Source organism: Bradyrhizobium sp. CCBAU 51627 (assembly GCF_028128765.1).
Lineage (GTDB): Bacteria > Pseudomonadota > Alphaproteobacteria > Rhizobiales > Xanthobacteraceae > Bradyrhizobium.
This window is the reverse complement of sequence record NZ_LBJG01000024.1, coordinates 332,171-357,386: the sequence shown is the minus strand read 5'-3', so window position 1 is coordinate 357,386 and position 25,216 is coordinate 332,171. Positions and strand designations below refer to the sequence as shown.

Annotated in this window: 15 protein-coding genes and 3 pseudogenes; 7 read left to right on the top strand and 11 right to left on the bottom strand. The window is 65.7% G+C overall.

The features are described 5' to 3' along the window. Positions 1-16: 16 nt before the first annotated feature. The 4 genes from XH88_RS16625 to XH88_RS16610 all read right to left on the bottom strand — a co-directional run bounded on the left by XH88_RS16625 (position 17) and on the right by XH88_RS16610 (position 6,640). Complete coding sequence (locus tag XH88_RS16625) at positions 17-262, bottom strand: hypothetical protein (protein WP_271669374.1); 246 nt, start codon at positions 260-262, stop codon at positions 17-19. A 25-nt stretch (positions 263-287) separates the two neighbouring features. Continuing rightward, a complete protein-coding gene (locus tag XH88_RS16620; protein WP_271669373.1) occupies positions 288-1,412 on the bottom strand; it encodes a DUF2336 domain-containing protein in 1,125 nt (374 codons plus the stop codon). Positions 1,413-1,640: 228 nt separating this feature from the next. Then, positions 1,641-5,267 carry an AsmA family protein gene (locus tag XH88_RS16615; protein ID WP_271669372.1) on the bottom strand — a complete coding sequence of 1,209 codons (3,627 nt, stop codon included), beginning with the start codon at positions 5,265-5,267 and terminating at the stop codon, positions 1,641-1,643. Between the two features lie 143 nt (positions 5,268-5,410). Next, positions 5,411-6,640 (bottom strand): cytochrome P450, encoded by a 1,230-nt coding sequence (locus XH88_RS16610; protein ID WP_271669371.1) that lies wholly within the window; start codon positions 6,638-6,640, stop codon positions 5,411-5,413. A 131-nt stretch (positions 6,641-6,771) separates the two neighbouring features. On the opposite strand from XH88_RS16610, the gene XH88_RS16605 reads away from it, so the two are divergent. Both XH88_RS16605 and XH88_RS16600 read left to right on the top strand, forming a co-directional pair. Further along, positions 6,772-7,383 carry a TetR/AcrR family transcriptional regulator gene (locus tag XH88_RS16605; RefSeq protein WP_271669370.1) on the top strand — a complete coding sequence of 204 codons (612 nt, stop codon included), beginning with the start codon at positions 6,772-6,774 and terminating at the stop codon, positions 7,381-7,383. A gap of 98 nt (positions 7,384-7,481) precedes the next feature. Beyond that, positions 7,482-7,931, top strand: coding sequence for an ester cyclase (locus tag XH88_RS16600; RefSeq protein ID WP_271669369.1), 450 nt, complete (start codon positions 7,482-7,484; stop codon positions 7,929-7,931). A gap of 88 nt (positions 7,932-8,019) precedes the next feature. Here XH88_RS16600 and XH88_RS16595 read toward each other — a convergent pair. The 3 genes and pseudogenes from XH88_RS16595 to XH88_RS16585 all read right to left on the bottom strand — a co-directional run bounded on the left by XH88_RS16595 (position 8,020) and on the right by XH88_RS16585 (position 14,605). Further along, positions 8,020-10,604, bottom strand: a pseudogene (locus XH88_RS16595) (EAL domain-containing protein). 158 nt (positions 10,605-10,762) lie between these two features. Next, complete coding sequence (locus XH88_RS16590) at positions 10,763-12,055, bottom strand: MFS transporter (RefSeq protein WP_271669368.1); 1,293 nt, start codon at positions 12,053-12,055, stop codon at positions 10,763-10,765. A 120-nt stretch (positions 12,056-12,175) separates the two neighbouring features. Further along, complete coding sequence (locus tag XH88_RS16585) at positions 12,176-14,605, bottom strand: bifunctional diguanylate cyclase/phosphodiesterase (protein ID WP_271669367.1); 2,430 nt, start codon at positions 14,603-14,605, stop codon at positions 12,176-12,178. Between the two features lie 281 nt (positions 14,606-14,886). On the opposite strand from XH88_RS16585, the gene XH88_RS16580 reads away from it, so the two are divergent. Continuing rightward, positions 14,887-16,053 (top strand): ABC transporter substrate-binding protein, encoded by a 1,167-nt coding sequence (locus tag XH88_RS16580; RefSeq protein ID WP_271669366.1) that lies wholly within the window; start codon positions 14,887-14,889, stop codon positions 16,051-16,053. 7 nt (positions 16,054-16,060) lie between these two features. Here the strand turns inward: XH88_RS16580 and XH88_RS16575 are convergent, their stop codons facing one another. The 3 genes and pseudogenes from XH88_RS16575 to dctP all read right to left on the bottom strand — a co-directional run bounded on the left by XH88_RS16575 (position 16,061) and on the right by dctP (position 19,950). Beyond that, the gene (locus tag XH88_RS16575; protein ID WP_271669365.1) at positions 16,061-17,038 is read right to left on the bottom strand and encodes an NAD(P)-dependent oxidoreductase; all 978 of its coding nucleotides are present in this window, start codon (positions 17,036-17,038) and stop codon (positions 16,061-16,063) included. Between the two features lie 12 nt (positions 17,039-17,050). Continuing rightward, positions 17,051-18,904, bottom strand: a complete 1,854-nt coding sequence (locus XH88_RS16570) for a TRAP transporter large permease (protein WP_271670364.1) — start codon at positions 18,902-18,904, stop codon at positions 17,051-17,053. Positions 18,905-18,926: 22 nt separating this feature from the next. Next, positions 18,927-19,950 (bottom strand): annotated as a pseudogene (gene dctP, locus XH88_RS39065) (TRAP transporter substrate-binding protein DctP). A 50-nt stretch (positions 19,951-20,000) separates the two neighbouring features. Between dctP and XH88_RS16550 the strand changes: the two are divergent. Next, entirely contained in the window at positions 20,001-20,279 is a 279-nt protein-coding gene (locus XH88_RS16550) for a hypothetical protein (RefSeq protein ID WP_271669361.1), read from the top strand. A 5-nt stretch (positions 20,280-20,284) separates the two neighbouring features. Here XH88_RS16550 and XH88_RS16545 read toward each other — a convergent pair whose 3' ends face one another. Next, a complete protein-coding gene (locus XH88_RS16545) occupies positions 20,285-20,728 on the bottom strand; it encodes a DoxX family protein (RefSeq protein WP_271669360.1) in 444 nt (147 codons plus the stop codon). Positions 20,729-20,824: 96 nt separating this feature from the next. Here XH88_RS16545 and XH88_RS16540 point away from each other — a divergent pair, with 96 nt between their 5' ends. The 3 genes and pseudogenes from XH88_RS16540 to XH88_RS16530 all read left to right on the top strand — a co-directional run bounded on the left by XH88_RS16540 (position 20,825) and on the right by XH88_RS16530 (position 25,208). Continuing rightward, complete coding sequence (locus tag XH88_RS16540) at positions 20,825-21,742, top strand: LysR family transcriptional regulator (protein WP_271669359.1); 918 nt, start codon at positions 20,825-20,827, stop codon at positions 21,740-21,742. A gap of 130 nt (positions 21,743-21,872) precedes the next feature. Beyond that, positions 21,873-23,345: pseudogene (locus XH88_RS16535) on the top strand (caspase family protein). Between the two features lie 195 nt (positions 23,346-23,540). Next, the gene (locus XH88_RS16530; RefSeq protein ID WP_271669358.1) at positions 23,541-25,208 is read left to right on the top strand and encodes a SulP family inorganic anion transporter; all 1,668 of its coding nucleotides are present in this window, start codon (positions 23,541-23,543) and stop codon (positions 25,206-25,208) included. Positions 25,209-25,216 lie beyond the last annotated feature (8 nt).

Below are 25,216 nucleotides of genomic sequence, written 5' to 3'. Positions count from 1 at the left end.
ATCAGGCCGCCGAAGCTTACCGGAAATACCCCAGCACGAGATCGGTATCCGCGCTCCCCGGCACCGTGCCGTTCAGTTCGGCGTCGATGACGCGGCGGCAGGCTTCGATCGCGGCGTGGTCACCGAGGTCGTTGGCGGCTTCCAGCACGAGCCATGCGGCGTCGACCGTGGCCTTCTCCGGAGCCGATCCGCCCGTCTCGACGACGAGGGTCTTGGTGAGGCTCTTGTTTTTGCGAACCGCGGTGCCGAATTGAGGCAACATTGCAAATACTCCCTCGATGTCCCGTTCAGTGAACCTGGAGCTCGGGCTGACGACCCGTCGCGGGATCGGCGCCGGCGCTGTTCTTGCGCGACTGGTAGAATTTCAGAATGCTGCGTGAGGTCTCGATCTTGAGCCGGCCGAAATCGCGCTCGTTGTCGTGGAGCTCGCGCGCCGTGATCAGATGATCCTTGGCGCCGAGGAACAACAGCGACATCGTCGTGTCCCAGGAAAAGTCCAGGGCCTTGCACAGCACCAGGATCATCTCGCGGTTACGGTCCATCAGCGCGCGCTCGATCACGTCGACCGGCAGCGACGACAGCAGCGACAGGCCGATCTGCACCTCGTCGAAGCGGTGCTGGCGCGCATAGTTCGAGATCGAGACCTGGTTGAGATTGCCCTCCCTGTACTGCGTCGTCACCACGCGCTTGGCGACGAAGTAGCTGCGCGAGGACGGGCCGAATTTGGACTGCAAATCGCCGGTGACCTCGGTCACCGAGCTCTGGATCTGCGACATCATCTCGGGACGCTCGGTCTCGAGCCGGCGGCGGACGTCTGCCGACGCCTTGGAGATGAGCTGCTGGAAGATGTGGCGCGGCACGTCCTTGCGCAGCCCGAGTTGTTCGGCGAGAATTGAATCGCCCTCGGCGCGGCGGACCATGTGCAGCAGGCCCGAGCCGGAGAAGCGCGCGCCCTCGTTCCTGGCGACCGAGGTGACAACCTCCTGGTTACCACGCTTGACGAGCACGTCGGTCACGGCCTCGCCGATCGCCTCGCGCTGGGAGATCGCGAGCAGATGCGCCTGGCCTTTGGTCATGGCGCTTTCGACCAGCACCTTCTCGTTGATCCGGTTCGAGTCGCGCAGCACGGGGCCGGCGACCTCGATCTCGTCGTCCAAAGCGAGCTTCTCGATCACGTTGAGCGGAGCATGATCGCAGCCCGCCATCAATTCGGAGAGCTGGGCCCGCGCGGCGACCTCGATCTCGTCGGCAAGGCGGCCGATGACCTCGCCGAACATGCTGATCTCGTCGTCGACGTAACGACCGGTGATCAGAAGGTCGGTCGCATGCCACAGCGCCTTCGCCCGGCTCTCGTCGGTGCCGCGCGCGATTGCGTCGTCCAGATCCTGCAGAAGCGTCTTTGCCCCATCCATCTCGGTAACCCCAGTTCCTGGAAGTTCTTTGCCGCCATCCTGCGTGTGCGGGCAGGACTTCGAATTCCTCTGCGACCAACGCTAGGGAACAAACGCGAGAATCCAGTAAAACCATCATATCAGTTTTGCTGTCGAGAATTCATTCAAATGCGAGCGAGTGTGGTTACCGTCGCGTAAGCTGCCACACCCCTCCCGTAGGGAGAGGTGCGCAACCGCCCCCGCGGCGCGCTACGGATTCTGCGGCGTCAGCACCAGCGGTGGCTTCGGCCGGGGCCTTGCTGGCGGCGGGCCGGGAGCGGGCCGCACGTCGATCGGCGGCGGCAGGGGCGCGGCCTGCTGGCTTGCAAGCGGCGGGCTCGGCACCGGGGGGGCGGCGAGTGGCGCCTTCGGCGTCGGAACGGCCTTGGGTCCAACCTTCGGCAGCGCGCGGCGCGGATCGCGGCCGGGGAGCGGCACGTCGGTCAGCGCCGGCTCCGGCGCGGGCTCGGGCGAGACCAGCGTCGGCAGCGCGGCGGTCGCCGGCGGTGGCTCGCCCCGCTCGATCGCGTCCAGACGGCGCGTCTCGCGATCGATCGTGCGCACCGCAAGCCACGATGACAGCGGCGTCAGATCGACGGTGCGGCTGAGCTTGTCGGGAGGGCCGGCCGCGAACAGCTGGATCTCCGGTGGCGCGCCGGAAAGGCCGGTCATGATCGGCGTCAGGCTGGCGCGGATGTCGGCCTGGTCGGCGGGAATGTCGTAACCGCCGGAGACGATGGCACGCGCGTTCTTGGCCTCCAGCGGCGTCGCGCCGACGCGCAGCCGGCCATCGCGGATCGTGAACGCGATCTGCGCCGAGGGGATCGTAATGGGAGCAGCCGACAACGCGGGCTCGACCAGCTGCCGCAGCCTGACATCATCACTGACCTGACCGCTGTCGCTGGCGCGGATGGCGATCTCGAAGGCGCGCGGATTGAGGCCGCTGATCTCGGCCGAGTCCAGCGTCACCGTGCCATTGCCGGCGAGCGCGCCTGTCAGCGCCGAGACGCTCCGGCCCTGGCTCGTCAGCGCCATCTGCACCGAGGCGCGCCCCTTGGGCAGCGCCAGACCATGGTAGCGCAGCGAGGTCGCATCGACATTGGCGAGATCGAGATGCGCGTTCAGTGCCAGACCGTTGACGCCGTTGCGCGCGTCCAGGCTTGCCGTCATCTCGCCGCCGCCGAGGCCGCCCTTGAGCGCATCGAGCGCGAGCGACTGGCCGTCGCCCCTGAGCGTGCCGCTGAAGGGATGCAGCTCGATTCCATCAGGCAGGCTGCCGCGCAAGGCCTGGAACACAACGCGCCCGCGCCAGCCGCTGACGAGCCCCGCACTGAGCGACTCGCCGCTGTCGCGCCCGGCGGCACCGACCGCGAGCGCGAGCGCCGGCATCAGATCGAGCGTGTCGAGCCCGACTTCGCCGTCAACGCTCTTCTCCTGATCGAGCGTCACGGCAAGATGGCCGCGCAGATGCGAGCCAGGGAAGGAGCTGTCGAGATCGTCAAAAGACAGGCGATTGCCTGACAGCGTGAGGCGCGAAGACAGGCTCACATTCTGCGCCGATTTGTCGGCGGGACTGGTGCCGAGCAGCGGCGCCAGATTGGCGTTGCGGACGTGCAGATTCACGCTGCCCTTCGGCTCCGCCCCCGATAGTTCGACGCTGCCCTGCGCGTCCGCGTCCAACCCGCCGCCGCTGAGCTTTGCGTTCAGCTGCAAGGGCTTCCGCCATGCACCGCTCAGCCTGCCCTCGACCTGCGAGGCGCCCTCGCCTGCGGCGACCATGCGATCGATGCCGAGCAGCGCGGTCAGCGCGGCGGCCTGCGGTGCCGACACTTTCGATTCCAGCGTGAAGTCGCTGTTGCGCAAACGGTCAATGTCGATGCCGTTGATGGCTGACACCGGCGTCTGCGCCGAGAGTGTCGCGGCGGCCTTGAGCTGCGGCGCATCGAGCTCGAACACGGCGCGCGCGTCGCTGCGATCGGCATGTTCGGCATTCTTGTCGAGGCTGAGATTGAGCGCCAGACGCGTTGCGCCGGGCAACGGGGTGATCGCATCCAAGCGTGCGCGCACCGCCGGCGCGATCGGCTCCAGCAGCGCCGTGAGATCGCGCAGCGAATTAGCCGAGGATTTCAGCGCAAGCTTGCCGGTGGCTTTGGTGCGATCGAAGCTGCCGCTCGCCTCCGTCGTGACGCCGCTGGCCTGACCGAACCGCAACTGCTCCAGCGACAGCAAGGTCGGACCGTAACCGAGCCTGGCCGCGAACGGCCGCAGTTCCTGGCCGGCCGAAATCGCCCGGCCGATATCGAGCGAGAGCTTTGCCTCCTCCGGCCATTCGCCCTGGGGACCTGCGAGCGCGCGGACAAAGCTCGCGGCGGCATCGAGGTCGAGACGGTCCGCCTTCAGGTCGGCATCGATGCGCGAGCCCTTGCTCGCGCCTGACTGCACGAAGGCGATGCGCCCCTCGAGCGCGCCGCCTTCGATGTCGGCCTTCAGCTTGTCGATGGCGAGATGGTTCGCGGCGATGGTCACCTCGCCGGCAAGGCGCAGCGGCCGCGTGCTGCGCCTGACCACCTCGTTGCGACCCTGGAGCCAGGCCACCAGCGTATCCGGATCGGACGACTCGACGCTGAGGCGGCCGCTAAAGCTGTCGGCGCCGGGCGTGGCGCCGTTGAGCGACACTTGCGTCATGCCGGGCGCACGCAGCTCTAGCCGCTGGAACGTCCAGGATCGGCCGTCCGTCTGAAGCTCGGTCGTGATGTTCTGGAGCGGACGGCCGCCCAGCATGATCTGGTCGGAGTTGAATTCGATCTGCGCCGGGATCGGCGCCTGCGGGATCGCGGCAAGGCCTGCGCGCAGGGCCGGCAAGATGCGAAGCGGCTCGGTATCGTCACGGCCCGCGAGCCTGTCGACATCGACCTGCCGCGCCGACAGCACCGCGCGCAGCAGCGGCGAGGCGCCGAACCTGAGGTCGCCGACGCCGCCGACTTTCAGCGCGGTATCTTCCGCGCCATAGCTCGCGTCGATCTGGTCGAACTTGGCACCGGCCGGATCGGCCTTGAGTTTTGCGGTGAGCTTCCACGGCGTCGGCCCCGCCTCGCCCGGCTTCTTGGTCGGCGGCACCGCCAGCGTCAGCGCACCGTCGAATTTCGGCTGGCGGTTATCGAAGGCAAGAACGCCTTCGAGATCAGCCAGGATGGCGCGCTCGCCGGGATCGATATTGAGGTGAACGCGGGTAGCACTGCCGTCGGCGCTGGGGCCGGAGGAGATGCGGAACGGATAGCGGGTGCCGGCAGCGGTGACATTGCCGTCCCCCCGCACCGAGCCCGCGAGCGAGCGGACATCGCCGGAGAAGACGATATCGTTGAGCTCCAGCGTCGAGCGGCTGGCGGCGTCATGGAGCGCGATGCGGCCGGTGAGGTTCAGCCGGTCAATGGCGAGCGACGCCAGATTGAAGGTGCCGCTCGCGGTGGAGGGCAGATCGACCCGCCCCTTGGCGTCGAGGCCGATATCCACCGCCATGCCGCCGACCGAAAGCTCGGTGGCGCGCCATTCGCCGCGCATCAGCGAGCCCAGGCTGAACTCGACGTCGAGCTTGTCGGCGCGCAGGCGGCCGAGATCGTTGTTGCCGCCGAAGGTGATCGAGCGCAGGCGCAGCGTCGGCGCCGGCAACAGCCGCGCATCCAGCTCGCCCGCCACGCGCACCGGCACGCCGATGATCCGGGTCGCCTCCGCTTCGAACTGGGGCCGAAACTGGTTCCAGTCGACGAAGTAGGGCCCGATCAGCGCGGCCAGCAGCGCTAGAATAAAGGCAATCGCCAATCCGAGCAGCGTCGTCTGCACGGGTCTCCTCTCGGCCAAGCCGGCACCGGGGTCAAACCCAAGCTGACAACCAAGCTTCAGGCGCGCCGGAACTGCCCCTTATATAGGGGCAAGTGTGGCGAAGTCACAGCGACTGTTGCGCGCGGAGGTTAACCCGTCCGGCCTCACCAGCTCGCCGGCAGCCGCTTCAGGCCGCGCAGCACGAAGGTCGGCCGCCATTCGGGGTTTTCGACGTCGTCGATGCGCAGATCAGGCAGCCGCCGCAGCAGCGTGGCGATAGCGATCTCGGCCTCGATGCGCGCCAATTGGGCGCCCAGGCAGAAATGGATGCCGCCGCCGAACGACAGCGGCCGGACGTTGGGCCTCGTGATGTCGAGCCTCTCGGGACGATCGGGATAGACCGCCGGATCACGATTGGCCGAGCCGAGCAGGCAGAGCACGGTCTCCCCCTTGGGGATGCTCTTGCCGCCGAGATCGTCGATCTGCTCCAGCGTGACGCGCCCGGTCATCTGCACGGAGGAATCGTAGCGCAGAAACTCCTCGATCGCGTTGGTGATCAGATCCGGCCGCGCCTTCAGAAGCGCAAGCTGGTCCGGATTGCGATGCAGCGCCAGAAGGCCGTTGCCGATCAGATTGACCGTGGTCTCATGTCCGGCGCCGAACAGCAGGATGATGTTGGCGGTCAGCTCCTCATTGGTCAGCTTGTTGCCGTCTTCCTCGGCCTGCACGAGCTGTGTCGTGAGATCGTCGCCGGGACTGCGCCGGCGCAGCTCGAACAGCTGCTGAAAGTACATTTGCGCCATCATGTTGGCGGCATTGCCCTTGGCGATCTCCTCTGATGTCATCGGCACCGGATCAAGCAGCCGCCCGCCGTCGCGGGAGCTCTTGTAGAAGACCTCGCGATGATCCTCGGGGATGCCGAGCATCTCGCAGATGACGGTGACGGGCAGGCGGAAGGCGAAATCCTCGATCAGGTCCATGTGGCCGCGCTCGATCACGGCATCGATCGCCTGGTCGACGATTTCCTGAATCCGCGGCCGCATATCCTCGACGCGGCGGGCGGTGAAGGCCTTCACGACGAGGCCGCGCAGGCGGGTGTGATCGGGCGGATCCGCCTGCAGCATCCAGTGACCCATGCTGCGGAACACCGGCTCCTTCATGATGTCCGGGCCATAGCGGCGCGTCGTGCGCTCGACAAAGTCCTTGCCGAAGCGCTTGTCGCGCATCACGAGGCTGACGTCGGCATGACGGCTGGCGACGAACTGGCCGAACGGCGTCACATGGATCGGATCGATCGTGCGCAGCCGGTCATAGTGCGGATAGGGATCGCGGATGAAGTCCGGCGCCAGCGGATTGAACAGCGGATCGCCTGCGGGTTGCACTTGCTCGTTCATGGTGGACCTCGCATCGGTTGCCGCATGACACGATACGCGAGGCAGCCCCGAAGCCCCGGCGTAACCATCCCTGTGATTTATCATCTCGATACATTGTTGTATCGAGTTGCATTCTGCCCTAACCTGCGCCGATGTCAAGGGTGAGAACCAGGCCGACCAGGGACGACACGCGCGAGGCGCTGTTCGAGGCGGCCGCACGCGTGTTCGAGCAGGACGGCATCGGCGGTGCCAGCATCGAGGCCATCGCGGCGGAGGCAGGCTTCACTCGCGGCGCGTTCTATTCGAATTTCAGGAGCAAGGACGAGCTGATCTTCGCCATGCTCGAGGACCATGTCGAGCAATCGATCCGGCGGAACATGGAGATCCTCGCGCGGCACGACAATCTTGACGACTTCATCGCGGCGCTCAAATCGATGGACCGCGGCCGGCAGGATCCACTGGCCCGCTCGCCGCTGCTGCATATCGAGATGATCCTGTTCGTCGCGCGCGCCGAGAAGCGCCGTCCCGAACTTGCCAAACGCCTGCGCGCCCGGCGCAAGCTGATCGCCGACATCGTCGAGGCGACGTTGAAGGGTAACGCGGGGGGCGAGAGGCTGAATCCACCCTGGATGGCCTCGGTCGTGCTCGCGCTTGAAGACGGATTTCGCCTGCATCGCCTGATCGATCCCGAGACGACACCGGCCGACAGCTTCTTGCGCGCGATCACGGATTTGCGCCGGCGGACGGGATTGGCGCCAGAGTAGGAGTGCGGCCCGTCGTCGGGAATCGGGTGGGAAGACAGCGGTGTGATGGTCATAGCTACTCGTGGTGGACATCAAAGTACACAACGGGAGAAATGATCGTGTCGATTGAAGAAGACAACAAAGCCATCGTAGGCCAGTGGTTCACGAAATTCTGGGGCGAAACTTGCGACCTCGGAATTGTCGATCAACTCGCTGCGCCGGACATGCTGCTGCAGTACTCGCTGCACGAGCCGCGCCGGGGCCACGACGACATCAAGGCGTTCATGACAGACTTTCGGAAAGCGTTCCCCGATCTCAACTTCTGGGGCGCTGCGGATCTCATCGCCGAAGGCGACTACGTCGTCGGCCGATGGGAGGGCGGAGGAACGCATACCGGGCCGGCGTTCGGCGACTTCCTGGCGGGATCGCTGCCGGCCAACACCGGCCGCAAGATGAAGTTCACCGGCACGACCGTGCTGAAGCTCAAGGACGGAAAGATCCTCGAGGAAATCGGTCTCGATGACGGAGTCACGGCCCTGCAGCAGCTCGGCCTCATCCGCGCTGCCTGAATCGCGGATGGCCCCGTGCCGGGCGCAGAGACCTGAACGAATATACCGGCGATCTTGCGGTCGCCGGTGTCATTTTGGAATCCGCGCGCTAGGCCGAGCGCTTCACGGCAGCTACGCCGGCCGGGTTGAGATCGAGCCGCCCCAGCATTGCCTTCGCCTGCTCGGCGCAATGTTCGATCAGCCAGCGCTCGAAGGCGACAGGCGCGAGCGCGGGAGCGTAGAGGAAGCCCTGCACGACGTCGCAGCCGAGCTCGGCCAGCATCTTGCGCTGGCTTTCGGTCTCGACCCCCTCGGCGACGACGGTCAGCCCGAGGCCCTGGCCGACGCGCACCACGGCGGTGGCGATCGTGAGCGCCCCGGCATTCCTGTCAATATCGCGCATGAAACTGCGGTCGATCTTCAGCTCGCGGATCGGCAGATGCGCGAGGCGGCTGAGGCTTGAGTAGCCGGTGCCGAAATCATCGACCGAAAGCCCGACGCCGAGCTCGCGGATCGCATGCATCGTCTCCAGCGCGGCAGCACCGTCCTGCATGAACGTGCCTTCGGTGATCTCGAGCATCAGCACGTGCGGCGGCAGCGCGCATTCGGTGAGGACGTCCTTGAGCCGCGCGGCCAGCGCAACATTGCGGAAATTGAGCGGCGACAAATTCACCGACACGCTGGGAATATTGAGGCCCGCGCGGCGCCAGGTCGCCATCTGCCGACAGGCCTCGCGTACCGACCACAGCCCGATCTGCTCGATCAGGCCGCACTCCTCGGCGAGCGGAATGAACTTGGCCGGCGAGACGTCGCCGAGGGCAGCATCGTGCCAACGCGCCAGCGCCTCGACGCCGTGGATGGCGCCATCGCAGCTGCGGATCTGCGGCTGATAGAACAGGCTCAGTGCGTTGTCGGCGATGGCGCGGCGCAGTGCCGCGATCATCGCCAGCCGCTGCTCGGCAAGCCCGTTCATCTCGACGCTGAACATGCAATGCGTCGACCGGCCCGCCTGCTTGGCCATGTACATGGCGGCGTCGGCCTGCTGCATCAGCGTATCGATGTCGGTGGCATGGTCGGGATAAAGGCTGATGCCGATGCTGGCCGACATCGGCATCAGCTTCGATCCGAGCCGTAGCGGCACGGCCAGCGCCTCGGTGATGCCGGCCGCGACGCGCTCGGCATCTTGCGCGTTCCGATGCGGCAGCAGGACGACGAATTCGTCGCCGCCGAGCCGGCCCAGCATGTCCTCGGGCCCGATCTGCTCGCGCAGGCGCTGCGCGAGCTGGACCAGGAGCTCGTCGCCGGCGGCGTGGCCGAGCGTGTCGTTGACATCCTTGAAATGATCGACGTCGAGGAAAGCCAGCGCGACATGGCCGCCAGTCGGACAAGCATCGATCGCGGTCGTGATCAGGTGCCGCAACTGCGCGCGGTTCGACAGCCGGTGAGGATGTCGTGATAGGCGAGCCGCGCGATCTCGGCGCGCGCCTCCTTGCGCTCGATCGCGAAAGCTCCGAGGGCGACGCAGGCCTCGACGATACGCCGGTGCCAGTTGCTCGGGGCGCGTGGCTCCCGGTAGTAGAAGGCGAAGGTGGCGATGACCCGGCCGTCCTTGGCCTTGACCGGGGTCGACCAGCAGGCGCGCAGGCCGACCGCAAGCGGCATGGCCTTGTAGGGCTGCCAGCGTGGATCGGTATCGAGATCGGTCGCCAGCACCGGCTCGCCATAGAAGGCGGCTGTGCCGCAGGAGCCGACATCGGGGCCGATAGCGATGCCTTCCAGCGCCCGGGAATAATCGTCGGGCAGGCTTGGCCCCCCGAGCGGATGGATCAGGCCGGCGGCATCGACATGCAGCAGCGAACAGACCACGTCGGGCGCGATCTCCTCGACGTGGCGGCACAGCCTGTCGGCGATTTCCGTGATCGGCAACTCATCGGCGAGCGCACCCATGATCAGTTGCTGGAGCGAGCGCAGCTGCTTGGTCTCGGTGATGTCCTCGAGCAGCGCGAAGATATGCCTGACCCGGCCCTTCTTGTCGCGGAAGGCATCGATCCGGGCGCAGACCCAAATCTCCTCGCCGGACTTGTCGTAGACCAGCACCTCGGCCTCGCCGCGCTGGCCATCATGTATCAAACGCTTGATGAGCCTCGCAACGGACTTGCGATCGGTATGGCAGCCGGCGATGAGCCCGCCGGCGCGGCGACCTTCGGCCTCGCCGCTGCTGTAGCCGAACAGCCCCGTGAAGGCCGAATTGACGTAGACGATGTTCTGTTCGACATCGGTGATGATGACCGCGCGGTTGGTCTGGTCGGAGACAGCGTTGAGCAGCCCGATCCTGACGCGGCGTTCGGCATCGGCGGTGACGTCGCGCGCGAACACGATGTGGTGGGTCGCCCCATCGATGGTCGTCGACGACAGCGCAATCCGTGCCTTGATCCGGCTACCGTCGCGTCGCATCAGGCTGATCTCGTCGCGAAAATCCGCGACCGGATCGGCCTGAAGGCATTTGAGGGTGAGAATTGCAGCGTCGCGACCTAGCACGTCGGCGCGCGCGAGCTTCCAGATCCGCTCCGCGCCGGCGTTGAAATGGGTGATGCGATGCGCGTCATCGACGATGACGATGCCGTCATTGGCGCATTCGAGCACCGCGCGCAATACGTCCGGCATATCGGTCACTGAGGCGTCGGAGGCAGACATCGTTGGACCCGGCAGCATCGGGAAGATCAGGCAATCGGCTCCAAAGCTAGCGCTTCGATGGTGTCCAAGACGTTCTTACGACTGGCGTGGGTTCCGCCAAGCCGCGACATGCTTAACATTCTTTGAAAGGCGCGAGGGTAAGCCGTTGCAGAAGGAACCTAATTTGTCGCGCGAAGCCTGTGCAGCCGGCCGGCCACCGTCCGTACCTTGCCGGGCGAGGCGCGCCAGACCGACAGCGCCGAGAGCAGGCTCACAAGAATGGCGATGGCAAAGGCGAGCGTGTAGTCGCCGGCGCGATCGTAGAGCAGGCCCGTCAACCAGGGACCGGCGGCACCGCCCGCGAGCGCCGCCAGCATGATCATGCCGAAGATGCTGCCCTGATGTCGGCCCTGGAATATCTCGAACACCACCGCCCCCATGATCGAGGTGAGGCCGTAGCCGAGCGCACCTTGCGTGAACACCATCAGCCAGACCAGCCAGAGCGAGTGCTGATATTTCAGCGCGATCAGCGCGGAAAAGCAGACTGCAAATCCGGCGCAGCTAATTGCCCAGACCCATTCCCGGCCGATCCGGTCGGAGACGTGGCCGAGCAAGATCTGGCCGGGAATGCCGAGCAGGCTGACAGCGCCGAGCGCCCAGACCGCAATGCTCGGGCTGAAGCCGATGTCGAGCAGGAACTTGGTCTGATGCACCTGCACCGCGTACCAGATGTACAGGCCGCAGAAATAGCCAAATGCGATCCACCAGAACCGGGCCGTCGCAACCGCCCGTGCGAGCGTCCAATCGGTGCTGGCCCAGGCTGGATCGACGATGTTGGAGAGCGGCTTCGCGGCGCCGGCGGCCGGCGCAGCGTCGCCGTCCGGCCGAAGGCCAATGTCTTGGGGACGTTTGTGGAGGAGCAGGTTGATCGGCGCCAGCACGATCAGGATCATCAGGCCCATCGCGGTGCAGGCGGTGCGCCAGCCGGTCTGCTCGATCACGTGCTGCACCCATGGCAGCAGCGTCATCGAACCGATGCCGACGCCGGCAAAGGCGATACCGATGGCAAAGCCGCGCTTGCGGATAAACCAGTTCGGCAGGAACAGCGACTGGCCGGAATAGCCGAGGCACACGGAGCCGGCGCCGACCATGACGCCGAGCGTCAGATAGAGATGCCAGGGCCGGCTGGTGAGCGGCGCGAGCAGCAGCCCGCCGGCCATCAGCGCGACGCCGAGCTCCATCACCGCGCGCGGGCCTGCGCGATCCATCAGCCGTCCGATCAGCGGACTGGCGATGCCCGAGGCAACGAAGCCGAAGGAGAAGGCGCCCGCGGTGACGCCGCGCTCCCAGCCGAATTCGGAGAGGATCGGCGGAAAGAACAGCGAGAAGGCGGTGCGCGCGTTGACGCCGATGGCCATGGTGACGAACGTCACGACAACCACGACCCAGCCGTAGAAGAACGGAAGCCGCATTTTTGTGTTTCATCCCTGGACGATCCTTCGGACCATCTCGGGGAACACGGGTCAAGCCGTTTTCACGAATGGCAGCTGAGCGTGGCAGACAGCTACGTCGCGGCCCATCGAGGCGCGCGCTCAGGCCGCGTCGCGCCGGGAGCCATCGGCGGACCCATCGAGTTCGATCCGGTCGATCGGCAGCGGGCGGCCGAACAGATAGCCTTGCGCAAAGTTGACGCCGAGCGCCTTCAGCCGCTCGAACTCCTCCGATGTCTCGACGCCCTCGGCGGTGACCGACATGTCGAGCCCGCGCGCCAGCGTCACGATCGAGGAGATGATGGCGGAAGAGCGCGGCTGGTGCGTGAGGTTGCGGATGAAGGATTTGTCGATCTTGATCTTGTCGAACGGGAACGCGGTGAGATAGCTGAGCGAGGAGTAGCCGGTGCCAAAATCGTCGAGCGCAAGCTCGATGCCGATGCTCTTCAACCGCTTCATGAAGGCGTGGTTTTCGGTGCCGCGCTCCAGCAGGACGGATTCGGTGATCTCGATCTCGAGCCGATGCGGCGACAGGCCGGAATCGCGCAAGGCGCTGCAGATGACATCGAACAGGTCGGCTTCCTTGAACTGGATCGGCGACAGGTTCACCGCGACCATCAGGTCGGACGGCCAGTTCTCCGCATCCGCGCAGGCGCGGCGCAGCACGAATTCACCGAGCGGCACGATCAGCCCGGTCTCCTCGGCGAGCGCGATGAACTGATCCGGCGGGATCAGCCCGCGCACCGGGTGGCGCCAGCGCACCAGCGCCTCGAAGCCGCGCCGCACCCCGGTGCCGGCATCCATGAAGGGCTGGTAGTGCACCTCGAGCTGACAGCGCGCGATAGCATCGCGCAGATCCCCCTCCAGCGTATTGCGCGCCTCGAGCTCGGCCGACATCGCCTCGTCATAGATGGTAAAGCAGTTGCGGCCGGCCGATTTCGACCGGTAGAGCGCAAGGTCGGCCTTCTTCAGCAATTGCTCCTGGTCGCTGCCGTGATCCGGCGCGATCGCAATGCCGATGCTGGTGCCGATCTCGACGCGATGTCCCGGCAGCAGAAACGGCTCGGCGACCAGCTTGGCGATCCGCGCCGCCAGCTCGGTCGAAGAGGCGCGCTGGTCATCGCAGCCTTCCTGGATGACGGCGAATTCGTCACCGCCGAGCCGCGCCAGCACATCGGTGGCGCGCAGGGCGGATTTCAGCCGCTGCGCCACCAGTCGCAGCAGCGCATCGCCGGCACCATGGCCGAGCGAGTCGTTGACGTTCTTGAAACGATCGAGATCGAGCATCAGGATCGAGAAGGTCCAGCCACCGTCCTTCAGCTGGCTGTTGATCTCGTCGAGCCGGGCGAGGAAGAATGCGCGGTTCGGCAAACCCGTGAGGACGTCGGTCTGTGCCAGCTCGAGCACGCGCCGGTTGGCCAGCGACAGGCGCCGCGAATTGCGGCTTGCAAGCATCAAATAGGTCGAAAGCGACAGCGTCAGCAGCATGCCGACGGTCAGCACGGCGCCTGCGCGGTCATAACTCGTCTCCAGCGGGCCGCCGGCGGTAGGAACCGCCCGCACCTGCCAATCGGTGTCGCCTATCCCGAGGTTGCCCGACCAGTGCCGGCCGCGCGCAACATCGCTTACCGATTGCGGCGCGGCCGTTGCGGAGGCGTAGTCGGGCAGCATGTCTTCCAGGCTGATGGTACGCGAATTGTAGGGCTGATAGACGTTCACGCTGACGGCGGGACTCGCCCCGGTCCTGACGCGAATGGCCTGCATCAACAGAGGCAGGTCGAAGATGCCGACAACGAAGCCCGTGATGTTGCGGCGGCGATCCACGATGGTGTCACGCGAGGTGCCCTTGGCGTAGACGGGTACGATCACGAGCACGTTCGGCAACTTGCTATCTTCGTTCCGGGCATAGAGCTCGGTGCGGATGGCGGCGATGTTGTCATTGTCGCGAGCACGTTCGAGCACCGCCTTGCGGTCCGGTACGCTCATATAATCCATGCCGTAAACGGGCGATGTCTTCGGCTGCGTTGAATAGAAGACGGGGAAATATTCCTCCCGTTGCGGCGCGGTAACGAAGCCGTTGCCATCCAGCGCCTTGATGCGATAGCCGGACACGCCGTCGGCAATCGCCGCAGCCTCGTATTCAGCGCGCTCCTTGCGGGTGATCCGCGGCAGCCAGCCGACGCGCAGCAAGCCGGGATAACGCTCGAACAGCCGGCCGCTGAACATCTCGAACTCGCTGCGCGTGACGCCCTCGTTGGACGATTCGAACAGGGTCCGCAGCGCCACGAGCCGGCTGATATATTCGTTCATGCCGTTCTGCATGACGATGGATTGCGTTTCGGCCGCATTCTCGAACTCGATCCTGTTGACGCGGTCTTCCCAGCGCGCCACCGCCGCGGCGCCTGCGAGCGAGAACAGCAATCCGACGGCAGCCGCGACCAGCGCAGGGCGATACAGGCCGAGCAGCGCCGCAACGCGCCAGCGTCCGGCCATACGCCTTCTGCCCGGATCGTTCTGATCGCGATCGCCCATAATTCCGCTCGTCCCCTCGGCGCGGCGGCCGAACTTAGGGTTGAGCCACCGAGGCGACTATCGGACAAGGATTGGAGTTAAAAACCGTACAACTTTGGAACCGGCCCGTCCCGCATCGCGAGATGTAGTTAACGATTGACCTTCGCGTTGCCGCAATCTGGTGGCCGATTGCCGCTTTCACCCGGAGTCATACGGAGCACTCTCTCGGCGCCGGTTAGCGGCCTGTTCAGCCTGCGGACCTATCGTTGCCGCAACTACTCCTGCATCCGGTGAGCTCTTTGATGAAACGATCGCGCACAGCGATAGGCGTCGCACTTGTCGCCGCCTTGCTGGCGATGGCAACGCTGACGGCACGCGGCGACGAGATCGGCGTCAGCGAGGGCGCAATCCTGTTCGGCCAGGCCGCGGCGCTCGAGGGCCCCTCTTCCGTGCTCGGACAACGCATGCGGCACGGCATCGTCGCGGCGTTCACCGAGATCAATGCCAGGGGCGGCGTCCACGGTCGCAAGCTCCAGCTCATCAGCCGCGACGACGGCTACGATCCCGACCGCTCGGTGGCGCAAACGCTGAAGCTCATCGAGGACGACAAGGTCTTCGCGTTGATCGGCGCCGTGGGGACCCCGACCGCGATCGCGACCATCCCCATGACAAGCGCTCGCAACATCCCCTTCATCGGACCGTTCAGTGGCGCCGAATTCCTGCGCGACCTCGAACTCTCGAATGTGGTAAACATTCGCGCCAGCTACAGCGCCGAGACGGAGACCCTCATCAAGCATCTCACCGAGGATCGTCACTTCACCCGGATCGGCATCTTCTACCAGGACGACTCCTTCGGCCGCGACGGCCTTGCCGGCGTGAAGAGCGCACTTGCCAAGCGCGGGCTCGAACTTGCCGCAGAAGGCACCTTCGAACGCAACACCCGTGCGGTCAGTGCGGCTTGGCACACCATCAAGCGCGCCGAGCCCGAGGCCATCGTCATGGTCGGCACCTACGGCCCGAGCGCCGAGTTCATCAAGCTCGCGCACCGCAGCGGCGTCTATCCCACCTTCGTCAACATCTCCTTCGTCGGCGCCACCGCGCTTGCCCGCGAGCTCGGCCCCGAAGGCGACGGCGTCATTGTCTCCCAGGTCGTGCCGTTTCCCTGGGATCGTTCGATCAAGCTCGTCGCCGATTACCAGGCGGCACAGACCGCGCTCGATCCCACGCGGGCACCCGATTTCGTGTCGCTCGAAGGCTACATCTCCGGCCGGCTCGTGGCTGCGGCGCTGGAGAAAGCCGGACCGAATCCGACGCGCGCCGGCCTGCTGGACATTATCAACGCGACCGGTCGCTTCGAAATCAGCGGCAGCCTCGTCACCGTCGGCGCACGCGCTCTCGGCTCGCCGCCAAAGGTGTTTCTGACGGTGATCCAGAAGGACGGGACGTTCAGGGCGGTGGACCGGCTGTAGCGGCCGTTCAAGGGCGTCGCGTCCAGCGCTCGGCGTTGACGGCACCCTGCGGGACCTCGCCTTTGATGATCGCCCCGACCTGCCGCACGGTTTCCAGCGACTGATCCTCGATCGCCTGCGGCGTCAATCCGCCGACATGAGGCGTTGCGACGACGTTCGACAGCTTCGCCAGCTCCGGCGTCGGCATCTGGTCGGGCGCGCGGCCGACATCCATGGCCGCACCGGCGATGCGATTCTCCAAGAGAGCTTGCGCCAGCGCGGCCTCGTCGACGAGATTGCCGCGCGAGAGATTGATGAAGACGGCATGCGTCTGCATGCGCGCCAGGGCCGCCTCTCCGATCAGCTTTTCGGTCTGCTCGTTGGCGACGGCGAGGCAGACGACGTAGTCGGAGGCCGCGAGCAGCTCATCGAGACCGACCTGCCGGATCGCGCTGTCGGTAACATCAGCGAAGGGATCGGCGACCAACACCTTCATGCGCATCACCTTGGCGATCTCGGCGAGGTAACGCCCGATGCTGCCATAGCCGATGATGCCGATGGTGCTGCCGGCGAGCTGGCGGCCCATCCGCGCCTCCGGCTTGCGGCCGGCCTGATAATCCGCCGTCGTCCGCGACACGCCGCGCGACAAATCGACCATGAATCCGACGGCGAGCTCGGCCACTGCCTGGACGAAACCGGGACCGGCGCGGGTCACCAGCACGCCGGCTTGCGAGGCCGCCTCGACATCGACGTTACGGATATCGACGGCGCAGCGAACGAGGGCACGCAGGCGCGGCAGCCGCGCGAAGATCTCGCCACGGCCTTCGGTCATGCGATCGGCGACGATGATGTCGGCATCCTCTGCCGCAGTCACGAGGCCTGCGGCATCGAGCGCCTGGTCGCCCTCGTGCAGGATCACGTCAGCAATCGCGCACAGGCCATTCAGGCTGCGATCGCCGTAATAGTTGCGGCGCATCTCCGGCGTGTGGGCGAGCAGGACTTTCACGGCAGCACTCCTTCAATAGCCGAACGCGCGCGGCAGCACCGTCGAGAGCCAGGGCACGAAGGCGATGACGAGCAGGCAAAGGAATAGCAGGCCGAGATAGCCCAGGATCGGTTTCACCGTCTGCTCGATCGGCACGTTGCCGATCAGGCAGGCGCCGTAGAGCCCGAGTCCCAGCGGCGGCGCAAACAGGCCGATGCCCATCGCGATCACTAGGACGACGCCGAAATGCAGGGGGTCGATTCCGAGCTGCACCGCGACCGGCAGCAGCAGCGGTCCGAAAATGATGAGCGCGGCTGCGCCTTCCAGCACCGAGCCCATCACGATCAGCACGGCGATCGCGAGCAGGATGAACAGCCAGACGCCCGAGGTCTTGGACAATGAAAGCATGAGATCGCCGACCGCATGCGGCACCTGCTGCAAGGTCAGCGTGAACGCCAAGGATTGCGCGGCGGCGACGATGAACAGCACGAGACCCGCGCGCGTCGCCGCCTGCACGAAACTATGCGCCGCCGATCTGAGGCTGAGCTCGCGGAACACGACGCTGCCGACCCCGAGCGCATAGGCGACCGCGAAGGCCGATATTTCGGTCGCCGTGGCAAAGCCGCTCTTGAAGCCGAAGAAGATCATGAAGATCAGGCCGAACGAGGCGATCGCGCCGCTCCACAGGCCGGACACCGCCACCTGCGGCTCGACCTCCTCGTGATTCGCCGGCTTCTTGCCGAAGATGATGGAGAAGGCGATCAGGACCGCCGCCATCAGCACCGCCGGCAAGAGGCCCGCGACGAACAGGCCGCCGATCGACAGGTTCGCGACGAACCCCAGGATGATCAGGTTGATGCAGGGTGGAATGGTCTCCGCCATCACCGCGGACGCCGCGAGCAGCGCGACGGCGCCGCCCGGATTCTGCCTCGAGCGGCGCGCGGCCGGAATCAGCACGGAGCCAACCGCGGCAACATCGGCCATCTTCGAGCCTGATATGCCGGAGAACAGCACCATCGAGGCCACCATGACGACGTTCAGGCCACCGCGCATGCGCCCGACCGCACGCTGCAGCAGCTCGATCAGGCGCATCGACATGCCGTTGGCTTCCATGAGGTAGCCGACGAGGATGAAGAACGGGATTGCGAGCAGCACGAAATTGTCGATGCCGCGCGCCATCTGCTGGGCGAAGATGACGCCCGGCAGCGCGCCCTCGACCCAGATGAAGATCAGCGCCGCCAGCGCCAGCGCGAAGCCGATCGGCAAGCCGCCGAACAACGTCGCGAAGAAGCCGATCAACATCAGCACGCCCGCCGACGGCGCCGAGGACGGCGACAGATAGTCCCAGGCGAGGTAGAGGCCGCTGACGACGGCGACTGCAACGAGGCCTCGGACGATCTCCGGCAGCGGGCGCGCGCAGAGATGATCGATCGCGAACACCGTCATGAACAGTGCGCCGATGCCCATCGGATAGAAGGTGAGCTCCAGCGGCAGGCCCGAGCCGGTGGTCTGTCCTGATGTCAGCGTGCCCAGCTTGATCGCGTTGTAGGCGACGTAGCCCGAGATCAGCACGACGAGCTCCGCACTTGCTGCATCGACCAGCGTTCGCAGCTGCTGCGGCAGCAGATCGCGGATGAAGGACACCCCGACATTCTCGCCGCGCGCGAGCGCGCTCGCCGCGCCGAAGAAGGCCGAGCCGACCATCAATCCGCGCGCGACGTCGTCCGACCATTCGACCGGCGCATTGAAGAAGAAGCGCAGCAGCACCGAGCCGCAGACGACCGCGAGATCGGCAGCCAGCAAGATGGCTGCGATCGCGTCGCTCAGGCGAAGCAATAGCGCGATGCTGCCGTGACGGCCGCCCGGGAGGGACAAGGCGCCGGTCATCGCCATCTCGGTCTTGGCCATCTCAGGCTTGCGTCGAGCGAATGATGTCGATGACCGCCTTGGATTCCGGCCGCGCCTTGATGAAGTTCTCGGTCTGCGGCGCCACGCGCTTCTTGAACGCCTCGCGGTCGCATTCGGCGACCGTCACGCCCTTCTCGGTGAGCGCTGCCAACGCCTCCTTCTCGACCGCGAGGCCGTGGGTCCGCGTGTCGGCCGCGGCCTTCTTGGCAGCGTCGAGGAAGCCTTCTTCGGATCCATCCGGTTGAAGGTCGTGTCGCTGAAATAGATCGCGAGCGGCGAGAAATTGTGCTGCGTCAGCGCGTAGAATTTTGCCTCTCGTAGAACTTGCTGGCGAGGATCGTCGGCGGATCGTGTTCGAGCCCGTCGAGCACGCCGGCCTGCAGCGCCGTGTAGATTTCGCCGAACGCCAGCGGCGTCGCGGCGGCGCCCATCAGGCGCAGGCATTCGGTGATGACGGGGTTCGGCAGCGTCCTGATCTTGAGGCCGGCGAGGTCCTCCGGCGTCTTCACCGGCTTCCTCGCAAGCACGCTGCGCGAGCCGAAATTATAGGCCCAGGCGATGATGCGGATGTTGCTGCCCTTGAGCAGCGCGTCCTCGATCGGCTTGGCAGCGCCGGCGTCGAACGCCTTGGTCTGCTGCGGGAAGCTCGAGAACAGGAAGCCGAGATCGTAGGTGCCGACCAGCGGCACCAGATTGGCCGAGATCGACGAGCCCGAGACCATGAGGTCGATGACGCCGAGCTTCACCTAATTGATGACGTCGATTTCCTGGCCGAGCTGGTTATCCGGAAAGAAGGCGACCTCGACCTGCTCACCGAGTCCGTTGCCCTTCAAATTCTTGACGAGGTTGTCGTAATAAACGCGGCCGTTGGCGAATTTGGGATCGTTCGGCAGCGAGGAGGAGCATTTCAGCTTCAGTGTTGCGGCTTCGGCACGGCCGATGATGGCGGGCGAGAGGACGAGACCGGCGGTCACTGCGGTCGACGACTTCAGGAACGTGCGACGGCTGACGGGCACGAGGGTCATGGTTCTCTCCCAATATTCTTGTTTGCAGCCGCAGTCGTCGCCACGGCCTGTTGCGCGAACTGTATGGCCAAAGCGACGGGGCAGGCAAGGCTTGCAGCCGGAGCCATGCGAGCGCAGGAGCGGCAGGCGCGCCGGCAGAGATTGCAACGCAACGCCTGTGTTTGCCGGTGTTTTCGACCATGCCGCGCGGCAACGACAAAGCCGGCCATGCGAGATCGGTGCAGATCGATCCAATTCAGGTATGGATCAATGCCGAACGCATATTGATGGATGCGCAGCAAAAAGCTGCGGGACCGGAATCCCGCAGCTCTCTCATTTCAAACGATTGATGCAATCAGCGCGACGGCGCGACGCTCAGCTGTCCGCTCGCTGCCTCGACGTCGCGCGAGGGCCGGAGTGCAAAGGCGCCATCGCCAAGCAGCGCCTGCGCGACCAGCGCGATGGCCCAGAACGCGGGAAATTCCCAGCCGCCCTTCGGGTTGGTGAAGAAGAAGCCCGCCGCGCCATGCACCGTGAAGATCGCGCCGAGCAGGACCGGAATGCCGGCCAGTGCCGCATAGCGGGTCCAGATGCCAAGGATCAGGGCGATGCCGCTGAGAACTTCCACTGTCATGACGAGATAGGCGAGCTCCGGCGGGAAGCCGAGGCTGCCGAAGAACTTTGCAGTGCCGGCGGGGGTGAAAACGAACAGTTTCAGGCTCGCATGGGCCAGGAACAGCACGCCCAAGGTCACACGCAGCACCAATGCGGCGTATGGGGCGGTACGGGAATCGATCATCGGTGTCTCCGTTGTTGGCGACATCCATGATCTATTCTCATTAGAATGATAATAAGCTATTTTGGAAATATACCTCACACCATTGGAGTGAAATAAATGCTCGACCGGCTGACCAGCCTGGAAGTCTTTGCCAAGGTGGCAGCGAATGGCAGCCTCTCCGGCGCAGCACGGGCGATGGGGCTGTCGCAGACCATGGTCACCAAGCATGTGGCGTCGCTAGAGGCACGGCTCGGCGTCAAGCTGTTCCACCGCACCACGCGGCGGCTGTCGATCACCGAGGCCGGCCGCCTCTATCTGGAATCCTCCGAGCGGATCCTTGCCGACATGGAGACGGCGGATGCCGCGGTCGCGCGCGAGCGCGTCGAACCGCGCGGATTGTTGCGGGTCAACGTGCCCGTGGTGTTCGGCACGCGGCAGATCGCTCCACTGATTGCCGAATTCTCGGAGCACCACCCTGAAGTCACGCTCGAGCTCGGCCTCAATGACCGCCTCGTCGATCTCGCCGAGGAAGGCTGGGACCTCGCGATCCGCATCGGCAAGCTGCGCGACTCCAGCATGGTGGCGCGCAAGCTCGCGCCGAACCGCCTGGTCGTCTGCGCCGCGCCGTCATATCTGGCGAAGCACGGCACGCCGCGCAGCGTGGCCGACCTCGCCGCGCATAATTGTCTGGGCTACACGCTTTCGCAGCAGGCGAGCGCGGCGGAATGGCTGTTCGGCGCGGATGGAGAAATTCGCGTCCAGGTGTCGGGAAACCTGCGCGCCAACAATGGCGACGCGCTGCGCGCGGCGACGCTGGCCGGCCTTGGCCTCGCCCGGCAGCCGACCTTCATCATCGCCGACGATCTGCGTGCCGGCACCCTGGTCGCGCTGCCGCTCGACCAGCCGGAGATGCAGTCCTCCGCCGTGCACGCGGTCTACCTGCCCGATCGTCGTCCGCCGGCCAAGGTGCGCGCCTTCATCGATTTCCTTGCCGCGCGTTTCGCGCCAGATCCTCCATGGGATCGCGGACTATGATGCGCTGGCCCCGGCAGAGGCTCTGCCCCATTTTGCCGCACGCGCGTCCGTGAGCTAGCGCACAGACGGAGCCGTGGCGGACCACTAGAAAACGTGACATCCTCGCGCCATTGCCGATGGAGGTGACACCATGCGCCGTCCACCCCTTTGCAATTTAATTCTTGCCTCCGGCCTCTTTGCCCTCACCCAGTTGATGACGCCGACGGAGGCTGCGGCCGAAGCGCGGCTTGCGCTGGTGATCGGCCAGTCCGCCTATCGCACGGTGCCGGAGCTGCCCAACGCCGCCAATGACGCCAAAGGCATGGCCGAGCTGCTCGGCAATGCCGGCTTCACCGTCACGGCGGCGCCGAACCTCGCGCAGATCGAGATGCGCCAGGCGATCTCGGATTTCGCCGACAAGGTCAGCGCCAGCGGCGCCGACACCGTCGCGCTGGTGTTCTATGCCGGCCACGGCCTGCAAATCGACGGCGAGAACTATCTGGTGCCTGTCGATCTCGATCCCAAGCGCGAGGCCGACATTCCGCTTCAGGGTGTGCGGCTGAACGATCTGCTCAACACGCTCGGCGCATTGCCGACGCGCGCGCGCATCTTCATGCTCGATGCCTGCCGCAACAATCCTTTCCCGGCGCTGTCAGGCGCCGGCCATGGGCTTGCCATTGTCGACACCAAGGCTGGCGCGCCCGGGTCCTTCATTTCGTATTCGACCTCACCCGGTGCCGAGGCCGAGGACGGCTCCGGCGCCGACAGTCCCTACACGACGGCGGCACTGACCGTCGCCAAGCAACCGAACATCCCGATCGAAGAGGTCTTCAAACGCATCCGCATCGCGGTGGCGCAATCGACCGACGGACGGCAGATTCCGTGGGAAAGCTCGTCGCTGACGACCGACTTCAAGTTCTTCGGCGACGGCGGCCGCCAGCCGCCTGCGCCGACCGCAAATGCGATGGCGCTCGCCAGCGCGACGCGCAGCGTCGCGGACTGGCGCAAGGATTTGCAGGGCAAGGACGCCAGGGCGGCCTATGATCTCGTGATCGCCGACGACACCGTGGAAGCCTATCAGGCCTATATCGAGCTCTACGGACAGGCCTCATACACGCCGCGCCTGCGCACCGTGCTGGAGCGGCGTCGCCAGATGCTGGCGTGGGACCGGGCGGTGGCGATCAACACCCGCGCCTCCTTCGAGACCTATCTCGCGAACTGGGGCAACAGCGATCTCGCCGCAACCGCGCGGCGACTGCTGCTTCGGGTGCAGAACCGCAATTACGCCCTGCCGGTTGCCGCCGCCGCGGTCCCGGTCGCCGTCGCCATGGCGCCGACCTGTCCCTGCTCGACACCGACGCCGCCGGCGACGCCGATCAATCCAACGGTTGCGCCTGTGATCAAGAAGCGCGTCGACGACACGACGCCAAAGCGCTAGGTGGCCGACACGCCGCCGAGGCGCCGGCCGCCGCCGCCTGACGAAATCGTCGTCGAGCACGCGCCGCCACCAGGGCCGCCGCCCGGTGCCGTCATGCAAGGCATCGGCATCGGGATTGGAATTGGCATGGGAATGGGCAGCGGAGGTCGCGGCGGCGATTATCGCAATGAGCGCGGCCGGTACTGAGGCGCCTAACAGGAGCACGCATTTTTGGTCCGTCATTGCGAGCGAAGCGAAGCGTTCCAGAGTCTTGCCTCGGAGGTATCCTGGATTGCTTCGCTCCGCTCGCAATGACGGAGGATGTGGAGAAATCGCGTCTGCCGTCTTCTAGTCCGGAAATGCTGTAGTGTCGTCGTTTGACGCACCTGTCCGAGGACCTCGATGCCGCACGACGCCGACGCCAAGCCTGCATGGCCGCTGTTCCAATCGCTTGCGTCCTTTTCCCTGGCCGGCGATCTGATGGCGGGGCTGACGCTGGCAGCGATCGCGATCCCCGAGCAGATGGCGACGGCGCGGCTCGGCGGCTTTCCGCCGCAGATCGGATTCTTCGCCTTCATGGCGGGCTCGCTCGGCTTTGCGCTGCTCGGCGGCAACCGCTTCCTGTCCTGCGGCGCCGATTCCACCATCACACCGATCTTTGCCGGCGGCCTAGCGGCGCTCGCCGCCACGGGCTCACCTGAATATCAGGGACTCGCGATCGCGCTGGCCTTGATGGTCGGCGCCATGATGCTGGCGGGCGGCGCGTTTCGGCTCGGCGGCATCGCGAACCTCTTGTCGATGCCAGTGATGGTCGGCTTCCTCGCCGGCATCTCCGTCCACATCATCGTGTCGCAATTACCAGGTGTGCTGGGGTTGGACTCGCCTGACGGCCCGACACTCGATCGCATCGGCGTGCTTGCAACCGAGATCGGCCGCACCAATCCCGTCACGTTCTGCATCGGCTTCGGCGTGCTCGCGGTGGTCTTCATCTCCGAGAAGGTCAGCGCCAAGATTCCCGGCGCGCTGATCGGGCTTGTTGCCGCAACGCTGGCAACGATCGCACTTGGCCTCGAGAGCAAGGGCGTCAACGTCGTCGGCAGCGTACCAGGCACGCTGCCGCGGCCGACGTTGCCTGCGCTTGCGCCGGAGTTCTGGGTGCGGCTGGTGCCGCTCGCCTTCGTGGTCACCGTGGTCGTGATGGTGCAAACCGCGGCCACCACGCGGTCGTTTCCGACCGATCCCGACAAGCCCGCCGATGTCGACCGCGACTTCCTCGGCGCCGGCGCCGGCAGTGTTCTATCAGGCCTGTTTGGCGCATTTCCGGTCAACGCCAGCCCACCGCGCACGGGCATCGTCGCCGAGACCGGCGGGCAATCGCAGCTCGCAGGCCTAGCGGCGGCGGTGATCGTGCTGGCGCTGCTCGCCTTCGGAACGGGATTGTTGCGCCATGTGCCGGACGCGGCACTCGGCGGCATTCTGCTGTTCGTGGCGCTCCGGATCATCCGCACCAGGCAGATCGTCACGATCTATCGCCAGTCGTTCAGCGAGTTTCTTCTGATCCTGGCCACCGCCGCGCTGATCATCGTGCTGCCAATCCAGCAGGGTGCGTTCCTCGGTATCGTGCTTTCGCTGCTGCACGGCATCTGGAGCACGACGCGCGCACGACTGGTCGAATTCGAGCGCGTGCCGGGCACCACGATCTGGTGGCCGGCGCATCCGCATATGACCGGAGAGCGCATCAAGGGCGTTGCCGTGATCGGGCTTCAGGCGCCGCTGTCCTTTCTCAATGCGCCGAGCTTCCGGAGCGACGTGGCGAAAGTGCTCGGCACGACAGCGCCGCAACTGTTGGTGCTGGAAGCGAGCGGCATGGTCGAGATCGACTTCACCGCCGCGCAGATCCTGCTCGACATCTTCAAGGTATGCAACGCCCAGGGCGTCACGATCGCGCTGGCGCGGCTGGAATCGGTGCGCGCGCAGGACGCGTTCGAGCGTTTCCGCCTGTTCGATGCCCTGCCGAGGGAGCACGTCTTTCACAGCGTCGATGAGGCCGTGCACAGACTGGCGAAGTAGAGAAGGCG

Excerpts from the sequence above, each read along its gene's own strand:
- XH88_RS16610 (WP_271669371.1), bottom strand. The coding sequence starts at position 6,640 with ATGAACGAGCAAGTGCAACCCGCAGGCGATCCGCTGTTCAATCCGCTG.
- XH88_RS16585 (WP_271669367.1), bottom strand. The coding sequence starts at position 14,605 with ATGGGCGATCGCGATCAGAACGATCCGGGCAGAAGGCGTATGGCCGGA.
- XH88_RS16590 (WP_271669368.1), bottom strand. The coding sequence starts at position 12,055 with ATGCGGCTTCCGTTCTTCTACGGCTGGGTCGTGGTTGTCGTGACGTTC.
- XH88_RS16530 (WP_271669358.1), top strand. The coding sequence starts at position 23,541 with ATGCCGCACGACGCCGACGCCAAGCCTGCATGGCCGCTGTTCCAATCG.
- XH88_RS16620 (WP_271669373.1), bottom strand. The coding sequence starts at position 1,412 with ATGGATGGGGCAAAGACGCTTCTGCAGGATCTGGACGACGCAATCGCG.
- XH88_RS16625 (WP_271669374.1), bottom strand. The coding sequence starts at position 262 with ATGTTGCCTCAATTCGGCACCGCGGTTCGCAAAAACAAGAGCCTCACC.
- XH88_RS16540 (WP_271669359.1), top strand. The coding sequence starts at position 20,825 with ATGCTCGACCGGCTGACCAGCCTGGAAGTCTTTGCCAAGGTGGCAGCG.
- XH88_RS16545 (WP_271669360.1), bottom strand. The coding sequence starts at position 20,728 with ATGATCGATTCCCGTACCGCCCCATACGCCGCATTGGTGCTGCGTGTG.
- XH88_RS16580 (WP_271669366.1), top strand. The coding sequence starts at position 14,887 with ATGAAACGATCGCGCACAGCGATAGGCGTCGCACTTGTCGCCGCCTTG.
- XH88_RS16605 (WP_271669370.1), top strand. The coding sequence starts at position 6,772 with ATGTCAAGGGTGAGAACCAGGCCGACCAGGGACGACACGCGCGAGGCG.
- XH88_RS16570 (WP_271670364.1), bottom strand. The coding sequence starts at position 18,904 with ATGACCGGCGCCTTGTCCCTCCCGGGCGGCCGTCACGGCAGCATCGCG.